The organism is Marisediminicola sp. UYEF4 (genome assembly GCF_040546025.1).
In the GTDB taxonomy this organism is placed as follows: domain Bacteria; phylum Actinomycetota; class Actinomycetes; order Actinomycetales; family Microbacteriaceae; genus Marisediminicola.
Window position 1 is genome coordinate 24,691 of the sequence record NZ_JBEPNA010000015.1, and the last position, 16,933, is coordinate 41,623.

The 16,933-nt window shown below is 64.2% G+C and carries 11 protein-coding genes and 1 pseudogene; 8 read left to right on the top strand and 4 right to left on the bottom strand.

Annotated elements, in window-relative coordinates:
* The first annotated feature begins 200 nt into the window (after positions 1-200).
* The 7 genes from ABIB15_RS12510 (at position 201) to ABIB15_RS12540 (ending at position 12,286) form a co-directional block, all read left to right on the top strand.
* Positions 201-1,405 (top strand): IS3 family transposase gene (locus tag ABIB15_RS12510; RefSeq protein WP_354479095.1). Its coding sequence is split into 2 segments (ribosomal slippage): positions 201-453 and positions 453-1,405, totalling 1,206 coding nucleotides; the frame shifts between segments, so codons are not numbered across the junction.
* 2,027 nt (positions 1,406-3,432) lie between these two features.
* A complete protein-coding gene (locus ABIB15_RS12515; RefSeq protein WP_354479098.1) occupies positions 3,433-4,296 on the top strand; it encodes a hypothetical protein in 864 nt (287 codons plus the stop codon).
* Between the two features lie 326 nt (positions 4,297-4,622).
* Positions 4,623-5,282 carry a hypothetical protein gene (locus ABIB15_RS12520; protein ID WP_354479101.1) on the top strand — a complete coding sequence of 220 codons (660 nt, stop codon included), beginning with the start codon at positions 4,623-4,625 and terminating at the stop codon, positions 5,280-5,282.
* Between the two features lie 736 nt (positions 5,283-6,018).
* Positions 6,019-6,339, top strand: a complete 321-nt coding sequence (locus ABIB15_RS12525; protein ID WP_354479104.1) for a DUF7882 family protein — start codon at positions 6,019-6,021, stop codon at positions 6,337-6,339.
* A 9-nt stretch (positions 6,340-6,348) separates the two neighbouring features.
* Positions 6,349-7,815: a competence protein CoiA family protein gene (locus ABIB15_RS12530; protein ID WP_354479107.1), complete on the top strand. Its 1,467-nt coding sequence runs from the start codon at positions 6,349-6,351 to the stop codon at positions 7,813-7,815.
* Between the two features lie 590 nt (positions 7,816-8,405).
* The gene (locus ABIB15_RS12535; protein WP_354479109.1) at positions 8,406-8,528 is read left to right on the top strand and encodes a hypothetical protein; all 123 of its coding nucleotides are present in this window, start codon (positions 8,406-8,408) and stop codon (positions 8,526-8,528) included.
* A gap of 749 nt (positions 8,529-9,277) precedes the next feature.
* Positions 9,278-12,286, top strand: a complete 3,009-nt coding sequence (locus ABIB15_RS12540; RefSeq protein ID WP_354479111.1) for a hypothetical protein — start codon at positions 9,278-9,280, stop codon at positions 12,284-12,286.
* A gap of 110 nt (positions 12,287-12,396) precedes the next feature.
* Here ABIB15_RS12540 and ABIB15_RS12545 read toward each other — a convergent pair.
* From ABIB15_RS12545 to ABIB15_RS12560, 4 genes and pseudogenes are all read right to left on the bottom strand, one after another.
* Positions 12,397-13,296 (bottom strand): annotated as a pseudogene (locus ABIB15_RS12545) (hypothetical protein); the annotation flags it as partial.
* A 315-nt stretch (positions 13,297-13,611) separates the two neighbouring features.
* Positions 13,612-13,992 carry a hypothetical protein gene (locus tag ABIB15_RS12550; RefSeq protein WP_354479114.1) on the bottom strand — a complete coding sequence of 127 codons (381 nt, stop codon included), beginning with the start codon at positions 13,990-13,992 and terminating at the stop codon, positions 13,612-13,614.
* Positions 13,985-14,164 carry a hypothetical protein gene (locus ABIB15_RS12555; RefSeq protein ID WP_354479117.1) on the bottom strand — a complete coding sequence of 60 codons (180 nt, stop codon included), beginning with the start codon at positions 14,162-14,164 and terminating at the stop codon, positions 13,985-13,987. Before ABIB15_RS12555 ends, ABIB15_RS12550 begins: the two co-directional genes overlap by 8 nt.
* A gap of 616 nt (positions 14,165-14,780) precedes the next feature.
* Positions 14,781-16,100, bottom strand: coding sequence for a zinc-ribbon domain-containing protein (locus ABIB15_RS12560; protein ID WP_354479120.1), 1,320 nt, complete (start codon positions 16,098-16,100; stop codon positions 14,781-14,783).
* Between the two features lie 299 nt (positions 16,101-16,399).
* Here ABIB15_RS12560 and ABIB15_RS12565 point away from each other — a divergent pair, with 299 nt between their 5' ends.
* Positions 16,400-16,732 (top strand): hypothetical protein, encoded by a 333-nt coding sequence (locus ABIB15_RS12565; protein WP_354479123.1) that lies wholly within the window; start codon positions 16,400-16,402, stop codon positions 16,730-16,732.
* Positions 16,733-16,933: the final 201 nt, after the last annotated feature.

A 16,933-nucleotide genomic window follows, 5' to 3' on the forward strand; every position in this document is an offset into this window, starting at 1 on the left:
CGAATTCATTTCGTGTGCTTTTTCGAGGAACCGGAAGCTCCTAGGAGCGTCCACTCAGCGGGACGTGACCCGACCAGTTACCGCTAATGCGCCGGATGCAGCGCCGACTGCGCGCCGGAGCCGTTCGGCGTGATGCTCGCGACGTTCATCATCGGTTGCGCCCGTATGGTGAGTTGAGACAGGGGTAAGGAGGATCCGGTATGTCGGATCGTAGGAAGTTCACGCCGCAGTTCAAGGCTGACGCGGTGGCGCTGGTGCTCAGCTCGGGTCGGCCGATAGCTCAGGTGGCGCCGGAGATCGGCGTCGTGGAGGGCACTCTGGGGAACTGGGTGCGGGCGTGGAAAGAGGAACATCCCGAGGCGGGCAGGGATGAGCCGGGTCCGGTGGAGTGGGCCAAGTACAAGGCCCTGCAGCTCGAGCTCGCCGAGCTGAAGAGGGAGAACGAGTTCCTGGGAAAAGTCAGCGCCTTCTTTGCCGCGAAGCAACAGTGAGCGACGTGTTCGCGTTCATTCGCTCAGAGAAGGCTCATTTCCCGGTGACCTGGATGTGTCACAAACTTGGTGTTGCCCGTGCCTCGTTCTACCGATGGTTGCTCCCCGAGGAGCCGACGCCGACCCAGCAACGCCACGTGATGCTGACCGAGCAGGTGAAGCGGGTCTACGACCGGGAGAAGGGCAAGGCCGGGCGTGACCAGATCGCTTTTCTGCTGCGCAACGAGGGCGTCCAGATCGCGGTCGGGACCGTCGGGTCGATCATGCGGGAGCTGGGCCTGCGCGCGGTGCGGATGAGGGCGTGGAAGAAGACCACCGACCAGGACTGTGACGCCCGGACGGCTCATATCCGCAATCACATGCTCGACGTGCACGGCGTCCGCGATTTCTCTTCCGCCACCCCGGGCACCCGCCTCGTCGGCGACATCACCTACCTCCGGACGGGTTCGGGGTGGCTGTATTTGGCGACAGTAATCGACTTGTGCACCCGCGAGGTGATCGGCTGGGCGATGGCCTCGCATATGCGCACCGAGTTGATCGTCGAGGCGATCGTCATGGCCCGCGACCACGGCCGGCTCGCTGGGTCCGGGGTGATCTTCCACTCCGACCGAGGTAGCCAATACACCTCGACCCGGTTCCAGGACTGGTGCGCCTCGAACGGCATCACCCAGTCGATGGGCGCCGTTGGCGTGTGCTGGGACAACGCCGTGGCCGAGTCGTTCTTCTCCCACCTGAAGACCGAGATGTTCCACCAGCAGAGCTTCTCGAACCACCTCTCGGCCCGGACCGCGGTCATGGAATACATCGAGACTTGGTACAACCGCCGCCGGCCTCACCGCCACAACGGCGGCATCAGCCCCGCCGCTGCGCGAGCAGCACATCACACCCGCGACCGCGAACCCGTGGCCGCATAAGAAAACCAATCAAACTGTCTCAAAAACTTGACGAGCGCAGGTGGACCACGCCTCGCTGTGACTGAGCCGCGCGGCGTCTGGGTTGCACTGCTCGCATCCTCGCTGCTGACCCTGCTCGCCATTCGGCGTCCATCACGTTCCGGCCGGTGATGGAGGCTCATCCCGTCGTGGGGAGGGTTGTGGCCTACGAATGGCGAGAGAGCGGTTGCTGAGCTGCTCGCCGGGGCAGCGGGGCGTCAAATCCAACCCGTAAGACCGCGGCACGCCGCGATCCTGGATTCTTCGCGGACCGAAATTCATTGCGGTGGTATCCCTTCTCCTTCTGTTCGAGGTTTGAGCGTCACCCGGCCCGGGTAAACCCGTAGAACGCGAAGTCGGCGAGCACCCCAAGTGCGAGACCGGCGATCGCCGAACCGGGTCGAAGGAGGCCGGCCGGAACCGAGGAGCCGTGGAAAGGAAAGCCGAAGAGAGCTCCGAAATGAATGGAGAGGCCGGACGCCGACTGAGCGAGGAGGAGAAGGTCGGGCGCGGGCGCACCCTCCTACGGTCCTTTTCGTAACCAACTTCACGGACACCTCTGAATTTCCACCCTCGACTCACCGCTCTGAACCGGGCCACCTCATCGGAGGTGCGCGGCGGGGCTCAGAACGCCACCTCTCCCAACGACCTTCTGGCGCGCGGTGCGCACCCCACCCAGCCTCTTTCTGCTCTGAACCCAACTGTCCGCAACTGGCCGTGCCAGTACGCTCCCGCTCCCGCTTCCACGGCCGCTGGCGTGCTCCCGACCGCACACCCTCTGGTCGCTTCGCGACCTCGACCCCTGTTCGATCGCTTCGCGACCTCGACAGGTCCCTGCCGTGACTCCCACTTTCAGCCCACCTGCCTGCCCGCACGCCGATACGGACACCCGGCGCCTGACGGTTTGTCCGGCGTGCGTGCGTAAGCCAGTTCGGACGCTTCGTTCGATGTCCGGCACGGCTGGCTGTTCGTCCCCGAGGACGGTTTTGTCCGTCGTCGGCTGCTGAGGTCCTTGGCCCGAGCAGCTACGCCCGGTCGCTGCGCTCTGCCGCACGATCACGGCTAATTTCGCTGGCGCGTCTCATCGGTTCGGGTGACAGCTTCGCTGCGCCTCGACCCTGCCGGAGGCGACATCGTGGTGGCGTCGGAGGCGTGTGTCAGGTCATATTCAGGCGTCCGGTACGAATGACGAGCCGTCCACCGTGCCGCTACCCGCAACGGTGCAGAGGCATCACCCTGCCGGCATCAGAAAACCGGGCGCCGTCGTGCGCCTGCCGGCAGCTTCACGGGTGACGGGGCGGACGGCGGGGAGGGTGACGAACCGGTCAGTTTCGTGTTCCGATTATGCGTGCACGAGTGCTGCGGCGAGGTGCCCCCGGGCAGGGGAATCGAGCGGTAAAGCGGATGCAGGATGGCGCCCACCTCGGGCCCGACATAGGGACGGGTTCGCCGGCGATTTGCGCTTCGATGCCGCGGGGAAGACACACAAGTCGCTCACTGGAACGGGGAAGTCCGACGTGCTGTGGAACGGACCTACCGAGGGCGACTGAACGGCAGGCCGGCACGTAGTAGGGAGACAAGAGGGAGACGCGCACCGACGGAATCTCGACGTTCCGGGCGATTTTCCTCGGGCGTGAGCAGAGCCCCAAGAAGCGGGGAGTGTTCCGAGATTTGCGGATGAATTCGCGCGGCAATTGGAGGCGCCTCTCACTTGAAAGCCGACTGGTTCCGGCACCGTGTGGGGTCGGTTAGTCGACCGTTCAGGGCACGACAGAGCGCCCGGAAGACGCCTGTCGCGGGGTTGAACCGCGTTCGAAAGGAACTCGAATTCGAAGCAACTTTGCGTCTTTGGCCAAAATCGCGAAGGTGCCGCGCATGGACTCTGTACGGCGCCAGTCCAAGCACTGCGCGCCCGCCTGCCTCAGTCAACCGGGCGGCTTTGCAACAGGAAGCCGGCCAGTTCGAAAGGTGACGGGCGACCAACCCTACCGAAGAAGAATGGATTCAGAATGATGCACATCGACCCGCGGACCCGCGGCAAAACCAGTGAGACGGAGGCGTCGGCGCCGGAGACCCCGCTGCCGTCAGCGCAGCCGGACACCGAGGAGTACCGCATCCAGGTCCACAAGAAGGCCCGCGAGCTCGCCACCCTTTTCCGAGCACAGGAAAAGGCCGACGCGTTCCACACGGAGTACATCGAAGAGCTGAACGTAGACGGGTGGATGCCATCTTTCTGGTCGACGATCATCGAGCGGCGCGAGGTGACCGCCAAGGCTCTCTCCGATGCCGAGATCGACGTGGCCGGCGACGAAATGGCTGCTGTCGTCGACCGGCAGCGGGCCCGCAACCAGGAGTTCGCCGCCTTGTACGAATCGAAGTTCAGCGAGGACGCGACACCATGGTGGACGTTTCGGGGCGGTAAGCCGATGACCACCGTCGAGGACCAGTTCGAGGAGCTGGCCAAGGAGCCAAGCGAGGACGGGAAGAACAGCAAGAGGGTGTGGATCACGATCCACCCCGAGGTCTCGCACGAGGACTTCCGCCGGGCGTTCGACGATCTACCGCTGAAGCGCCGGATCTTTTCTGCCGGGCTCCTGCACCTCCGTCCGGATCTGGCAAAAACCCTGCTGAACCACCGCAGCGGCAAGATCCAGGCTGCTGCCCAGCGGTCGCTGGACTGGGCCGCGTATCTGGCTCACGAGGAGGCCGATCGCAAGGGACAGTCGATGAAGGGCGGGTGGGCTGACGAGGTAGCCTACGGATCGCGCGAGTACCGGATGTATGTCGCACGCACCACTGACGACTCGGAGATGCTGAAACGACTCAGTGAGCACGACGAGGAAGCTGCAATCCGCAAGGCCGCCCGGAGGTAACCGGCAGCAGGGCGGCGTTCGCGTGACCAGGGCGCCGCCCTCTTGCATTCGACTGCCGCCGTGCAGCCGTCCACGGGCGGCACATCGTAGGGCTCACTGCAGCTCGGACGCCGCACGAGCCCGGCGCCCCCTCTCGTGGCTATCGGTTGTTGGCGCCCGCGCTGCGCCCGCCCGCTCTGTCTCGGTCCCGCGAACACGGAGTATCCAGCCGAATTTCCTTGCCGCGCAAGGAGATGGGGAGGACAACGAATTTCCCGAGTCCTTATCCAAACGGCACCGCAGCGTGCCGCAGATTCAGCAGAACCTCTGAGAAAGGCACCACCGCAATGTCTATCGAGAACACCGGCATGACCGCAGACAAGCGCGACATGAGCAAAGAAGGGACTACAGGGACAGGGACCCATCCGATGGGCTTCACGCCCGCGGGCGCGGCCGTCAGCGCGCCAAGCCCAGGGTCAGCTGAGACCGCCGACCCACATCCGGCCGGCGTCTTCGGCTCAGAAGAGGGCGTCGCGTCTGTCACCATCCAAGAATCGAACGCGAGCACGAGCGCGAGCGCGAGCGAGAGGATCAAAGAGATGTACTCACTCCTCGGTCTCACGGACAGCGACTTCATCCACGAGCTCGTCCTGGGTTCCCAGGACTCAGCCGCAATCAACGCTGTATCCGCGCAGATGCGTGTACGCGGTGGCGGCATTGGAGCTAACGCGTGGATGGCGAAGGTCGTCGGCCCGGACCCGAAGTGGGGCATCGAGCGGCAGTTCCTCGAGACGGACGCCAGTCTTTCGGGCAGTGGCCGTTCGGGGAGCATCCGATGGCACATCGACGGTGATGGCATCTACGAGTACCGCGGATGGGCTGCATCATCTCGGTACACGACGAGCGGATTCATCGCGGTCAAGGACGGCATGGTCGCAGACCTCGGGAACAGAAAGGCTGGTGTCAAGAAGGCGGCGGTATTCCTTGGTGACGGCGTGTGGGTGTAGCGCCGGCAGCGTGGCCGGAGGCCGATCCCTAGCTCGCGGCCAAGGCGTGGTGCATGCCGTGAACGATCGGTTCATAGGGCAGGAGGGTTCTGGCGGGTCGCGGCCGCCGGTCATAGTGGCGCTCTGATGGTTGCGGTCGCGGAAGGGGCCGTCGGCCCCGGCGGCCCGCGAGTTGTTGCCGACCTCCTGCTGTGGATCAATCCGCTTCACCTATGGAGCGAGACCGGTCGATCCAGAGGGACTTGGCTGACGGTCCGCTCGGCGGCCCGATCATGAAGTTCGACGAGGCCCGATCCGCCAACTGAGCCGCATTGCTTGTGGAAACTGTCAGTCGAGCCGATGAACAACGGGAGGGTGTCTGACGGCGTCGACGGGTTCGCCAAGACTCGGCCGAGGAGGCCGAAATCGTTCTCGATCGTCGCCAGCCACGCGAGAGTCTCCGGCGGAGTCGACGGGTTTTCGCCGGCGTTCTCGCGGGCGAAGATGTTCATGGTGAGACGGTCCGCCGCTCACCACCTTCTTCCGTGCGATCTTCGTGAGAAGCGCAGGCGGGGTTCTCGGGTCGGCGACCGCTTTCTCGTCGCGGGCGAACACGTTACCGGAGGTGTCGGACATTTTCGGGAGTCCTCTCAGGTGGCGCCGGATGCGCCTTCAACCGGAACATGCGCGGACTTCTGCCCAAAAACCAATCGCACTCGACTAGAGTAAACCTCATGCTCGGTAGGAAGCGACCAAGATGGGCTCTCTGACTTACGGGAGCGGCGGGCACAGCTTCCCGTTCGACGACCGGACGCTCGCTCACTTGCAGATGGTGATCGTCGCGAAGCTCCGCCGAGACGAACGGTTCGTCCTGACTTGGCCGTTGGCGGCGGACGTCGGCGGCGGCCGGTCCGCGGTGTTGCTCGACCCGAGCATCCCGCTCACGTTCCAGTTCAGCCGCGCGACGTCAGGTGCGATGAACAGTCGATGGCTTGAGTATCTGATGGCGTCGGCGAACGGTGTCGGCGGGCTGCACTTGGGCGAGGAGCCGACGGAAACTGTCGGTGGGTCGCGTTAGCCTCCGCCCATGATCCATGAGCGGTCAACACTGGCGGAGTTCCAAGAAGGGGAGCAACGGTTCGTCTACGCCCGCTACCTCTCCGATGAGGTCGGCCTGTACCGGCTCGAGGACGGCAGTGCTCGGGGCGTCCGCGCGTTCGTAAAAGCGGAGCTCTGCTGCCCGGTCCCGAACTGCCCGCAGCCGCCGCTGACCACCTCCAGCCGGCGGGAGCACCGCGATCATTTCAAGCACCTGCAGGGGAACTTCGGGCATGCCGCCGAGTCGTACTTCCATGTGGAGGCGAAAGCGCAGATCGGTGCGTGGGTGCGGGCCCGGTACCCGGACGCGACAGTGGTGGAGGAGCAGCCGTCGAACGCGCAGCGGGAGCGGATCGCCGATGTCATGGTGACGCTGGCGGGAGGGGAGCGGATCGCGATCGAGATCCAGTATTCGAAGCTGCCCGCCGACCAGTGGCGGGAACGCCACCTGTCGTACAAGGCGCAGGGTATCCATGACGTGTGGCTGTTCGGCCACGTCGGCGCGCAGATGCGAATCGACCGCGATGAGGTGAGGATCGGAGAGACACAGCGGGCCGTCGCCGAGCAGGAGAAAGCGGTCCTCTGGTTCAACCCGCTGACCCGGCTCGTCGGCACCGCGTACACGTTCGGGCATCCGTTCAACCACGCCACCTACGAGGGCTCCGGCTCGTTTCTCGTCCAGCCCCTCGACCAGTTCACTGTCGACCCGGTCCACGGCCTGTCGAACCGCTCCACCCGCAACTTTCTGGCCGGGGCACTCAAGCAGCGGCGGTGGGAGGCGGAGCTTGCGGCGCAGCGTGCGGCGGACGCGGAGAAGGAGCGGGAGAAGCTCGCGGCGGCCGCGGCGAAGGCGGCGCTCGAGGCGGAGACGCGGGAGGCGATGCTCGGCGCGTGGTTCGGGTCGGCGGAAGGGAAGGCGTTGTCGGACAGGTTCCCGGTGTGGCCGGAGTATCTGAACGTGGTCACGAGCTCGGACCTGCCAGTCCCGCGGCAGATGTGGCAGGCGTGGGTGCTGGTGAATGTGGTGGAGGAAACGGAGCCGGGCGAGAGGGTCGGTTTTGTCGGCACCGGGGATGCGCTGCGGGAGGAGTTCGGGCTGGCGAACGCAGAGGTCCTCAATATCCTCAGCGAATTCTTCGCCGCGCTGGTGCGGGCAGGGATCCTGACGAAGGTCGTGAAGAAACAGCGGTACGGGGGAACGAAATTCTTCTACCGGCGGGTCGCTCGGATCACCCCGATCGTCTTGGACGGGGGAGGGTTGCGGGCGGCGCCGGCGCGGCGCCTGTCGGGCCGCGGGTACCTGCCGGAGAGCGACCTGCTGGCGGCCGTTGACCGGGCTCCGCAGGTGCGCCGGCCCGGCAGAGTATGTGAGACGTGCGGTCTGCCGTTAGCGAAGTTGATGTCGGGCAGGTTCCACATCGGGCCGTGCGACCCGGAGTACTCCGGTCGACGTTAGCGGCTAAACGCGTTACTGGCTCCCCGCAAGCCACAGCCCGAACCGGACGACGAGTCGCGGTCGGTGGAACACCCACCGCGACACTTTCGGTGTGACAACGGGAAGTCTGCCGTGCGGTCGCGCGATGTGCTCGGCAACCCCGCATTCGCAGACGGGCGGGCGGCCGCCGGAGTCGATCCCGTCTTAGATGATCTGGCGGACTTCCGCTTTCGTTCGCGTCTTAGACCTCGCGCTCATCCGTCCGGCTGCGCGTCGGGCGGTGTGGGAGGCGAGACGGTCGACGGCTCGGTTCAAGCTGTCGTCGGCGTGACCGCGGACCCAGTGGACGACGACGGTGCGTTTGAGGGCTTCGGCGGCGACCTTGCCGGCAAGGCCGCTGGAGCGCCGCCCCCGACCCGTCGGTTGCGATCAGAAACATGCGGGGTACATGCGCGGCGCAGGCACCCGCAGACGCTGAATGCGGCTCAGCTGTCCACAGGTCGGCCGACGATCGCCTAAGAGTTCTCGCACCTCGGATTGTGGGTGCGGGCCCCGTAACCGGTTAGCGGGGCGGACAGCGCCCTCCGGGAGCAGGCAGTTCCGTGTTGATAGTGCGTAGAACAGAGGTGACCCACCCGCGCCCGCTCCGCCGCAGCACCGTCGCCCAGACGAACCACCTCATCGTCGACGACATCCTCCGGGAAGTTTTCGGTGCCGTGATGGCGTCCCGCTGACGTGATTTTGTGAAACTGCGCCGCATCGTGCTGGGTGGAGGTGGAATCGATGAGGGACCTGGTTGGATCGTCAGCTCGGACACCGTGGGCGGAGACAATCCCTCAAACCTCAGCCTCCACGATCCCACCGTATCCTGGCGCCGCGAATCGTCGACGGGCGCCCGATCGCTGCGTCAATTCGGGCCGGTCCCACGTCGGAGCGGGTGACCCGGGTCGCCCAGCCCGGACCGCGGTGGCACGCCCCGGACGACTCTGGCGCGGTGGTAGCAGCCACGCGGCGGTTGGCCGCGCTACCGAGGTGTCGGCGCTTACGGACCGTGAGGAGGGAGATGTCAGCCGCTAGTGGCGTCGGCCCGAACGCTTTAAAGTGTAACCAGACTCACCACAATTCACCCGACGCTGGTAACAGCATAACCCCCGATCAAAAGCAATTTACCTGCAACAATACTCATGCACCAGATTATTGAGAGATAGACATATATAGGTAGGAATGCATGGTATATATGGTCGGTAGAGGAACCTTTAATGACCCCTCTATATATATATTTCTATTTTTATTGGTAACTGAGTATTAAGAGATAGAGGGGCGGCTCGATCCCAATGAATTCGGGCATTTTGGCAATACGCAGTCAGTGGTTCATGTTGGTTTTTCTGGTTGCAACTCCTCCATCGAGGCGAGGTCCGAGAGGATTGCACCGTCTTCCACAACCCTTGCGTGATTTCGCCAATGTGCCGCGCATGGAGTTGGCATGAGCAACACCACACTCCCCATCGCCGGGCCCGCCTGGATTGCCACCGACTTCGCGCCGCAAGTGACTCTCTCCGGCGCGGACACCCTTGCCGCCCTGAACATCGCGCCCCTCGTCGCTCTCGCCCGAGGCTACGAGACCGTCGAGAGGTCCGACGTTCCCGCCTTCGCAGAGCGAAACGCCCTTGGCTACCGGAACTCCAAGCGTCATTCCCTGGTGGCCTCTGCGGCGAACGACGGCGACCTGCTGATCCTCCCGTGGTACCGAGCCGACTTCGTCGCCTCAGCCCACGACGTCCACCTCACCCCCGCGCCCACTCAGATGGAATTTCGTAGTTCAGTTCCCCAGATCGTTCCCGGAGCAAGCGTGGCGACCAGTTACGTGGCCTTCACGGGAGTTTCAACAATCGACGTTCACCCGGGAGCTCCTGCTGAGTGGTTCAGTTCTGCACCGCGCATCCTGATGATCGACGGTGTGCTCAACGGCGACTGCACGTTGACCGCAATGCTGCTCGCGCTCGGGATCGGCGGCGATGACCTCGGTGTCAGCGATGAAATGACGCAGGCTGACGCAGTCAAGAAGATACACGCCCTGATGGACGGAATCCCGCCGTCGGACCGTGTGCTGATCGTCTCCCACTCGGACATCGGCGATTGGGGCAGCAGCGACGCGTGGAAGCAGTTACCTGTCCGGGACCGTGAGCTTCTCCTTGCCTTCTCGACTAACGTGGACCGAGACTGGCCCCTCTGGTCACGCGCCCAGGCACTGTGGACGAGTATCACGCGACGCGCGGGCCGTCCGGCCTACGTGAACCTCACGCTCGACGTGAATGCCGACGACGACGGCGCGGTCGGGCGCCCGGGGACGATTTCCGACTTCCTGGCTACCCAGTCTTGGGCTGACCTGATGGGACGGATCCGAGAGAGCCTGCCTGGGATGCCCGCTCGGGGGAGAGACGACGTGCAGCTCGGGACGTGGCACGTATCCGAGGACGGCTCCGCCGTTCAGCGGTACGGGGCGACCTATCAAGCGGATGGTCAGCCTGGTCCGCCGGCTTGGACGACCGAGGTGAAGATCGGCGGGCGCGTTGCTTCCGTCACCACCCGCCGCGCGCCCACCGCATGGGAGATCGAAACGGGGGAGTTCGGGGCCGGGATCGACCCGGACGACTATTTGGGGGTGAATCATTGCCGCATCGAGCTCCAGTGGACGGGAACAGATGGGGCGCCCCACCAGGCGGCAGTGACCGGACGGGCGGAGATCCTCATGTATGCGCCGCAGAGGTGGGCGCAGCAGGAAGCGTTCATCCCTTCCGATCTCCTGCTTCATTCCGAATGGCCACCAGTGAAGAACGGCCTCGAGTGGCTACAGGCCATCAAGGCAAACAACCAGATTCCCGCGACCTATCCCACTGAATGGTCGACGATGGGATGGGTTCCGGTCGAGGGCTCGACCGTGTGTGCCTTCATCAGCGGTCGCACGGTCATCGCAGCCAGCGCAGGCGATGCAGCCGCAACAATCGCGGGGCTCAGTGACGTGAACCTTCCTGGCGCATCCAAATTCTCGCTGCCACCCATCGAGCCCACGGTGATGTCCACGGCGTGGGTTGAGCAAGTCCGTCAGGACCTCTCAAAGGTCCACGAGCACTACATCACACGCTGCCCCTGGACCGACGTCGACACCGCCGGAGTCGTAGTGGCAGCAGCCATTCGACCCGTCGTCCCCGTCCGATGCAGCACCATCATTTACATGGAGGGCTCGTCCGGGTCAGGCAAATCCTTCACAGCTGCGATGATTTTGGCCTTCCACCAAGCGCGGGCTACATGGACAAACAAGCACCTCCCGGGTTCGGTCAAGGACACCGCAACATCAGTCGAGCAGGCAGTCTCGCAAGCGCCGATCTGGGTCCTCGACGATCTAGCGCCGTCACCAGATTCCGAAAAGGCCAACGGTGAGGCGGTGAAAGTCGGGGACATCATCCGGTCGATCTACAACGGAACGGCCAAGAGACGCTCCGGCCCCGCCCTTCGGGCTCGGGAGACTTTCACCCCGCAAGCGCTGCTCGTTGTCACCGCCGAAAACGACCTGACCATCCACTCGGTCCGCGACAGGATTACCGCCGTGAGGTTCGGGGCAGGCGCCCTCAACGACGACCATGTCGACGCTGCCGCACTTTTCCGAGACACCGACCGAGCCGCAGGCCGGATCACCGCATCGGCGACTCAGGCCCTGCTTCATCTGGCGACCACAACCTCGTGGGCGGACCTCCAACTCTTCCTGACTCAGAAGGCCGCCGAGTACCGAGCCATCGCGGAACCGGTACTGGCGGCCAAGAAAGTCCGCCGCGCAGCTACGCGTCACACCGAGATGGCCGTGGATCTCATGCTCGGCCTCGCCCCGCTCCAACTTCTGGCCGAGATGGTCGGAGATCATGAATTCCTTGCGCTGTTCGACCCGGCGAACGAGGAAAACCTGCCCGAGCGCGTGGCAAGGGTCGTTGCGGCAAATTTCCGCAGTCAAGGGGAAGTCTCGCCGGGCCTGTCCATTCTTGAAGCCATCCAAGCGCTTCTTCGCGCCGGCCGCGCGCACATCCTCAACGGCACCGACCCCTCGCTTCCACCGTTGTCGGTGGACGACGACGCGAATCACGCTCTCGGGTGGAAAAAGCATCCAGACGGACACTGGGAACCGAGGGGTGACAGCATCGGCGAGCTCCTCGCGGCCGTCGCGGGCGGCGAGGTCGACGCGGTGCTCCTGCATCAGACGAACGCGTTCCAGAAAGCTCAGTCGTACTATCCGGAGTTGCTACCGCCAGGCACCTCGTCAAAGTCTGCATTCGGCGCGCTATGGAGCGAGGAGCTTACGCACCCGCACTGGCGCGGCCCTGAGGACGGCCGCAAAACCGTCCAGCTGTTCCGCAACAGGAGAGCAATTAAGGGCGTCCCCGTCCACGTGGACCGCATTCTGAATGATGTCGATTTCAGTCTCGAAGGAGAAGCTGGCCCCTGATCAAGTCCACGTACTCGGCTTCGCGTTCGACGCAAATCACTCGCCCCGCCCCCCGCGCGAGCCGCGGCCAGACCGAGAGCTCCCGAGCCGCTGAAGAGATCGAGCACGACCGCCCCGGGCCGCACCGTCAGAGCGCACAGCCAGTCGGCGAGCTGAGCGGATTTCGCGGTCGGATGCGGCATTGCCGCTGCCCGCGGTGCATACTTCAGCGCCGTGAAAAAGCGTGACGGTTGGTCGTCGCGCCGGCCCGCTCGGTACTTCCTGCGGCCGTCGTCTTCGTTCATTCTTCGAACGACGCAGGACTCCTCACACATGCTTGCGTCGCAGAGTTGGGCGTGCTCGAGGATCAAGTTGCCCGGGTATCGTCCGGCCGGGTGCGGAATGTTGGCTGTCGCCGGTCGCTGGATAGACCAATTCGCTGTGTCAGAAACCCGCCCGGGAACTCGCGCACGATCCTCAGGTGGGCCGGCAACCCGCGCAGCATCCAGATTCAGCCCGCCGGAGCCTCCATTCGCGATTGCGTTTGTCAGACTCTCGCCTGAGGCGAGGTTCTGGCAGACGGCGATCAACTCGTGACGTGGCGCCAGGTGAGTGCCCCAGCCTGTGTAAGAGTCGGCGAGCTCCGCCGGCGCCCCGACCTTTCTCAACGCTCCGTCAAGATTTCGAGCATGCGCCGAAAAGCCGTGGCTTTTTGCGAAGACCAAGGAATCCTGAATGGCGAACCCCGCGCCTTCAAGTGCGCTTGTCTGACGATGCGCAGTCCGGGGGTGTCCCATGGCCAGCAGGAGGCTCCCGTTCTTGAGAGTCGCTCTCACTGTCATCCAGAACGCCGCGTCAAAAGCGATGCTGCTGGAATCCCAATTCGTCGAGGTGTTCCGACCGTGTTTGGTGACTCCGACCCCGTAGGGCGCGTCGCTCAAAACGGTATCGACCGAGCCAGGAGTGAGGGTTTGCACGAAATCCCACGCATCGGCGTGGATTACCTCGACTTGGTCCTGCCATGCAGCCATCGTCACAGGCTACCCGGAGCCGACAGCGGAGGCCGGCAGCTGAAGACCGTTGCTGCGCAACAATTGACTCGCGAAAGCTCCGGAGCTGACCCGGCGCACCCGATTCGCTGGCGGATTCGACTCGGCGGTATCCAGGCGGAGGGGATCGCGGCAAGCGCCGTGATCGAGATAACGCAGCACTCGGACTCTATCGAGAAGGAGCTCGCTCAGCTGGAAGCAGAAATCAAGGCGAAGGCGGTCGGGGAGGTCGGACCCGGTAGCTGAGCACCAGGGCTGAGGCACCGTCCTAGGACGCCTCAGCCCTTAGGTGTCGGGTCAGCGGCCTTCGCAAGACGCGACGGTGTCCGCCGACAGGTTGAGGCGCGAGCGGATCCGCTGAGCTGCCTCGTTGCTGGCCGTGTCGTCAGGGTAGGTGAATGCGATGAACGTACCGGAGTTCATCTGAGCGATTGCGCCGAACGAGCTGGCGTCGGCGAAGTTCCCATCCCGCATGACAGGGATGTCATCCGCCACGTTTGCTGGCCACACCACGTCGGCGTCATCGAATCGCTGAGCGGTAGCCTGCGCGCTGTCTCTGGCTGCGGCTGCGGTGGCGTTAACCTCGGTCATGTCATCGCTCACTGCCCACCCGTCGACCGCAGTGGCGAAGGTAATGAGGGCTGCGTTGTGCGGGCACACCGTGTCGAGATTACTCACCCGCTTCCTCAATCGTCATCTCGGTCTGGCCTTCCTCGGCTTCCGGTTCGATTTCCGCCACGGCCTCCTCGGACGTGGCGGGAGCTGGCGGCGCCGCGTCGCTGTCGGCGGAGCATCCGGTCAGGGCGAGCAGAGCGATCAGGCACAGGGCTAACAGCGGGTTCTTGGACACGGGGACTCCTCTGGATTGGGATGATGCCATCGGAAACCACAGACATCGCCGACGCATCCTCAGAATCGTGCGGACAGCGGTGTAACCCTGCTCGGAGGCCGCGCCCCTGTGATTGAAGGCTCGGCATGCCCGACTCACAGCATGTCCCTGTTAGCGGACCCGGCCAGATGGATGCGTTTTGTTTCAGCCCGGCTGGTGGTTGGTGTCGAATCCGGCCGCACACGTAGTTACCGTGACCATTCATTCCGACGATCCATCGCGAAACCGCGACGGTCGCTACCGCAGCAAGACACAGAATTCTCCCGAGACTGATTTAGTGGGCTCCTCGGCTGCGGTGGAACACCGAGCAATTCGGCGATCCACCACAATCCCATGGGAGCGCCTGCAAGGTAGCCGACCGGCAGAGCCGAACGCTCGAGCAGTGATGGGACTTTACGGTCGCCTAGGCGACGACCGAGCAGGTATTTTTGAAACCTTCGCCCGCATCGAGGAGCTCGAGCGCGAGGGATCAGACGGATCCGGATCACCGTTGTGGTGACATCATCTCGGTTCGAATCCATGCTCGCGCTCGGCCCGTTCGCCGTGTCGATCTGTTGACAGAGGCCCTCGTGCAACCTCAGCTCGTGCTCTCATCCGGGCCATTCAACCAGGCGAGGATCGCCATGACGACGGGCTCGAGAGCCGTTTGAAGTCGCTCGTCAGTGTTGTGCTGGTAGGGGTGATCCAGTTGAAGCAGATTGGTATGGCGAATACTGACGTGCGCCAAGTCCAGATCTCTAACCCGCACGACACGGTAGCCTGCCGCAAGAAGGGCCTCGGTTTTGTCATGGTCGCGAAGGAGCTGGGCGTCTTGTCGGTGGTAGAACCGGCTGTCGTACTCGACTACCACTCCGTTCAAGCCGAAGGTTCCCGAGATGTCGACTTCCATCGTTTTGTTCGTTCGCCAGGGAATTGGCAGCCTTGCACCTGCCGCGGGCTGGCCCAGGTGGGGACTCAGTGCCCGAAAGAGCGCCCGTTCGACGCGAGAGGTTCCTGTGCGTGAACACTTACGGCATCCGTTCCCGGACTGGCGGTCGTAGACCGTAGCCCGCCACGTGTGCTGCCGGTCGCACGTCCAGTTGTAGCTCTTGTTGCTCCATCCACCGATGACCATCTGTGGCGTCAGCCCACCGTTGTTCTCCGCGCGCAGTTGACCGGCGAAGGTCGGGTTCTTCGTCGCCAAGTCGTTGAACCCGACCAGGAGCTCCTGATTTGCACACACACCACAATTGCCGGTGCGGGCTCTGTCACTGAACCTCACGAGCTGCACGTGGCCCACGGCGCATTTGAAGTAGTGTCGCGCTTGGCTCTGCCCGCCAAGCGTTTCCTCGGCAGCCATCCCGCCATTGAGGGCGGGATCCCATTGGGCAAGCAGATGCCTCGCCGTGCTAGCGATGTCATTGTGGCCGCGCATAACCACTTTGTTGGTGCAGTAGGGGCACCCGTTTCCCCGCGTGCGGTCTTTCACTCTGGCGAGCCAGCGATGCTGAAGTTCGCACTTCCAGGAAACGAGCCGCGCACTCCCGCCCCCGAGAAGCATGGATGCCGTGATGCCGTTAGAAGGGTCAAGCTCGTGGGCGATGGTCGGGTTCAGTGTAGCGAGGTCGTTTTCCCCGGCCTGCAGGACGCGGTTCGCGCAGATGCCGCAGCCGGCTTTCGCGGTCCTCGCTCCACGCCCGGATGTGCGGCTGTTGGGGGTCGCGCGCCAGATGTGCCCTTTGGCGCAGATCCACGCGCGCGTCTCTGTGCTGCTGCCTGCGGTGACGTGCCACGGAGTGACGCCGCCGTTTCCGGGCTGGTGCCACTGCGCGGCGATTTCAGGATGGGTCTCGGCGAGGGATGGGAGATTGTGCCAGGTGCGCCTGCGCGGGTCGGGCGTGAGCGGGATTGCGGACATGAATCAACTTCTTTCTGGGGTACGCGATGTCGGCCACCGGGCTGATGGTGCGCCGGGCTGGCCTGTTCCGTGAGGCTGCGTGTTCTGTTCGGTGGGGTCGCGTCGGCGTGGTCCTCTGTCGGATTTGATGCCTTGCGGTCCCGAGGAGATCCACCGTAGGGAGCATCGAGATTTCATGTTCCCGTGCACGAGTACACTTCGATCGGGCTGCTCGACGACTGGGCTCAGGCGGGTTCGAGGCAATGGGAGGTGAGCCGCACCGCCAGTGAATGTCGGTGGCCGCGGATATGGTCGGGCGCATGAGCGACGAATTGCACCATCACACCCCAGATCAGGCGGGGCTGGACGCCGCCGCCGCCGAACTCGCCGCCGGCGGCATCGTCGCGATCGGGAACGGATTGCTCACACGAGTACACGGTCCGGACCTCTGCGCGGGCACATCATGTTGGGTGCACACCCCGTCGACTCACGGCATGAACGGCTGGCCGGTCCACTGGCGCCAGGACAAGGGCACCGCCGAGAGGGTCTGCGAGCATGGCATCGGCCATCCCGACCCCGACGACACAGCGTTTCACGCACGTGCTGGCCGGGACACGACGGTCCACGGATGCGACGGGTGCTGCCGCCGGTGACCGAGCGTCTGCCCGACTGGGAGCGCTTGAAGCGGGCGGCACCCGACCACGTCAGCCCGGCGCCCACAATGGAAGCCCAGAAGTCAAGCAAGCATGGCGTGGAGCACACCGCCCACCGGCTCCTCTGCACGTGTGGGCACTCCACCGTGTGGTCGGCAAGGGCCGAGGACGCGATTAGTAAGTGGATGAACCATCTAGCCG

What these genes read in the sequence shown, in the direction of transcription:
- ABIB15_RS12515 (WP_354479098.1), top strand. Translation starts at nt 3,433, where the DNA reads ATGATGCACATCGACCCGCGGACCCGCGGCAAAACCAGTGAGACGGAG.
- ABIB15_RS12520 (WP_354479101.1), top strand. Translation starts at nt 4,623, where the DNA reads ATGTCTATCGAGAACACCGGCATGACCGCAGACAAGCGCGACATGAGC.
- ABIB15_RS12525 (WP_354479104.1), top strand. Translation starts at nt 6,019, where the DNA reads ATGGGCTCTCTGACTTACGGGAGCGGCGGGCACAGCTTCCCGTTCGAC.
- ABIB15_RS12530 (WP_354479107.1), top strand. Translation starts at nt 6,349, where the DNA reads ATGATCCATGAGCGGTCAACACTGGCGGAGTTCCAAGAAGGGGAGCAA.
- ABIB15_RS12540 (WP_354479111.1), top strand. Translation starts at nt 9,278, where the DNA reads ATGAGCAACACCACACTCCCCATCGCCGGGCCCGCCTGGATTGCCACC.
- ABIB15_RS12560 (WP_354479120.1), bottom strand. Translation starts at nt 16,100, where the DNA reads ATGTCCGCAATCCCGCTCACGCCCGACCCGCGCAGGCGCACCTGGCAC.
- ABIB15_RS12565 (WP_354479123.1), top strand. Translation starts at nt 16,400, where the DNA reads ATGAGCGACGAATTGCACCATCACACCCCAGATCAGGCGGGGCTGGAC.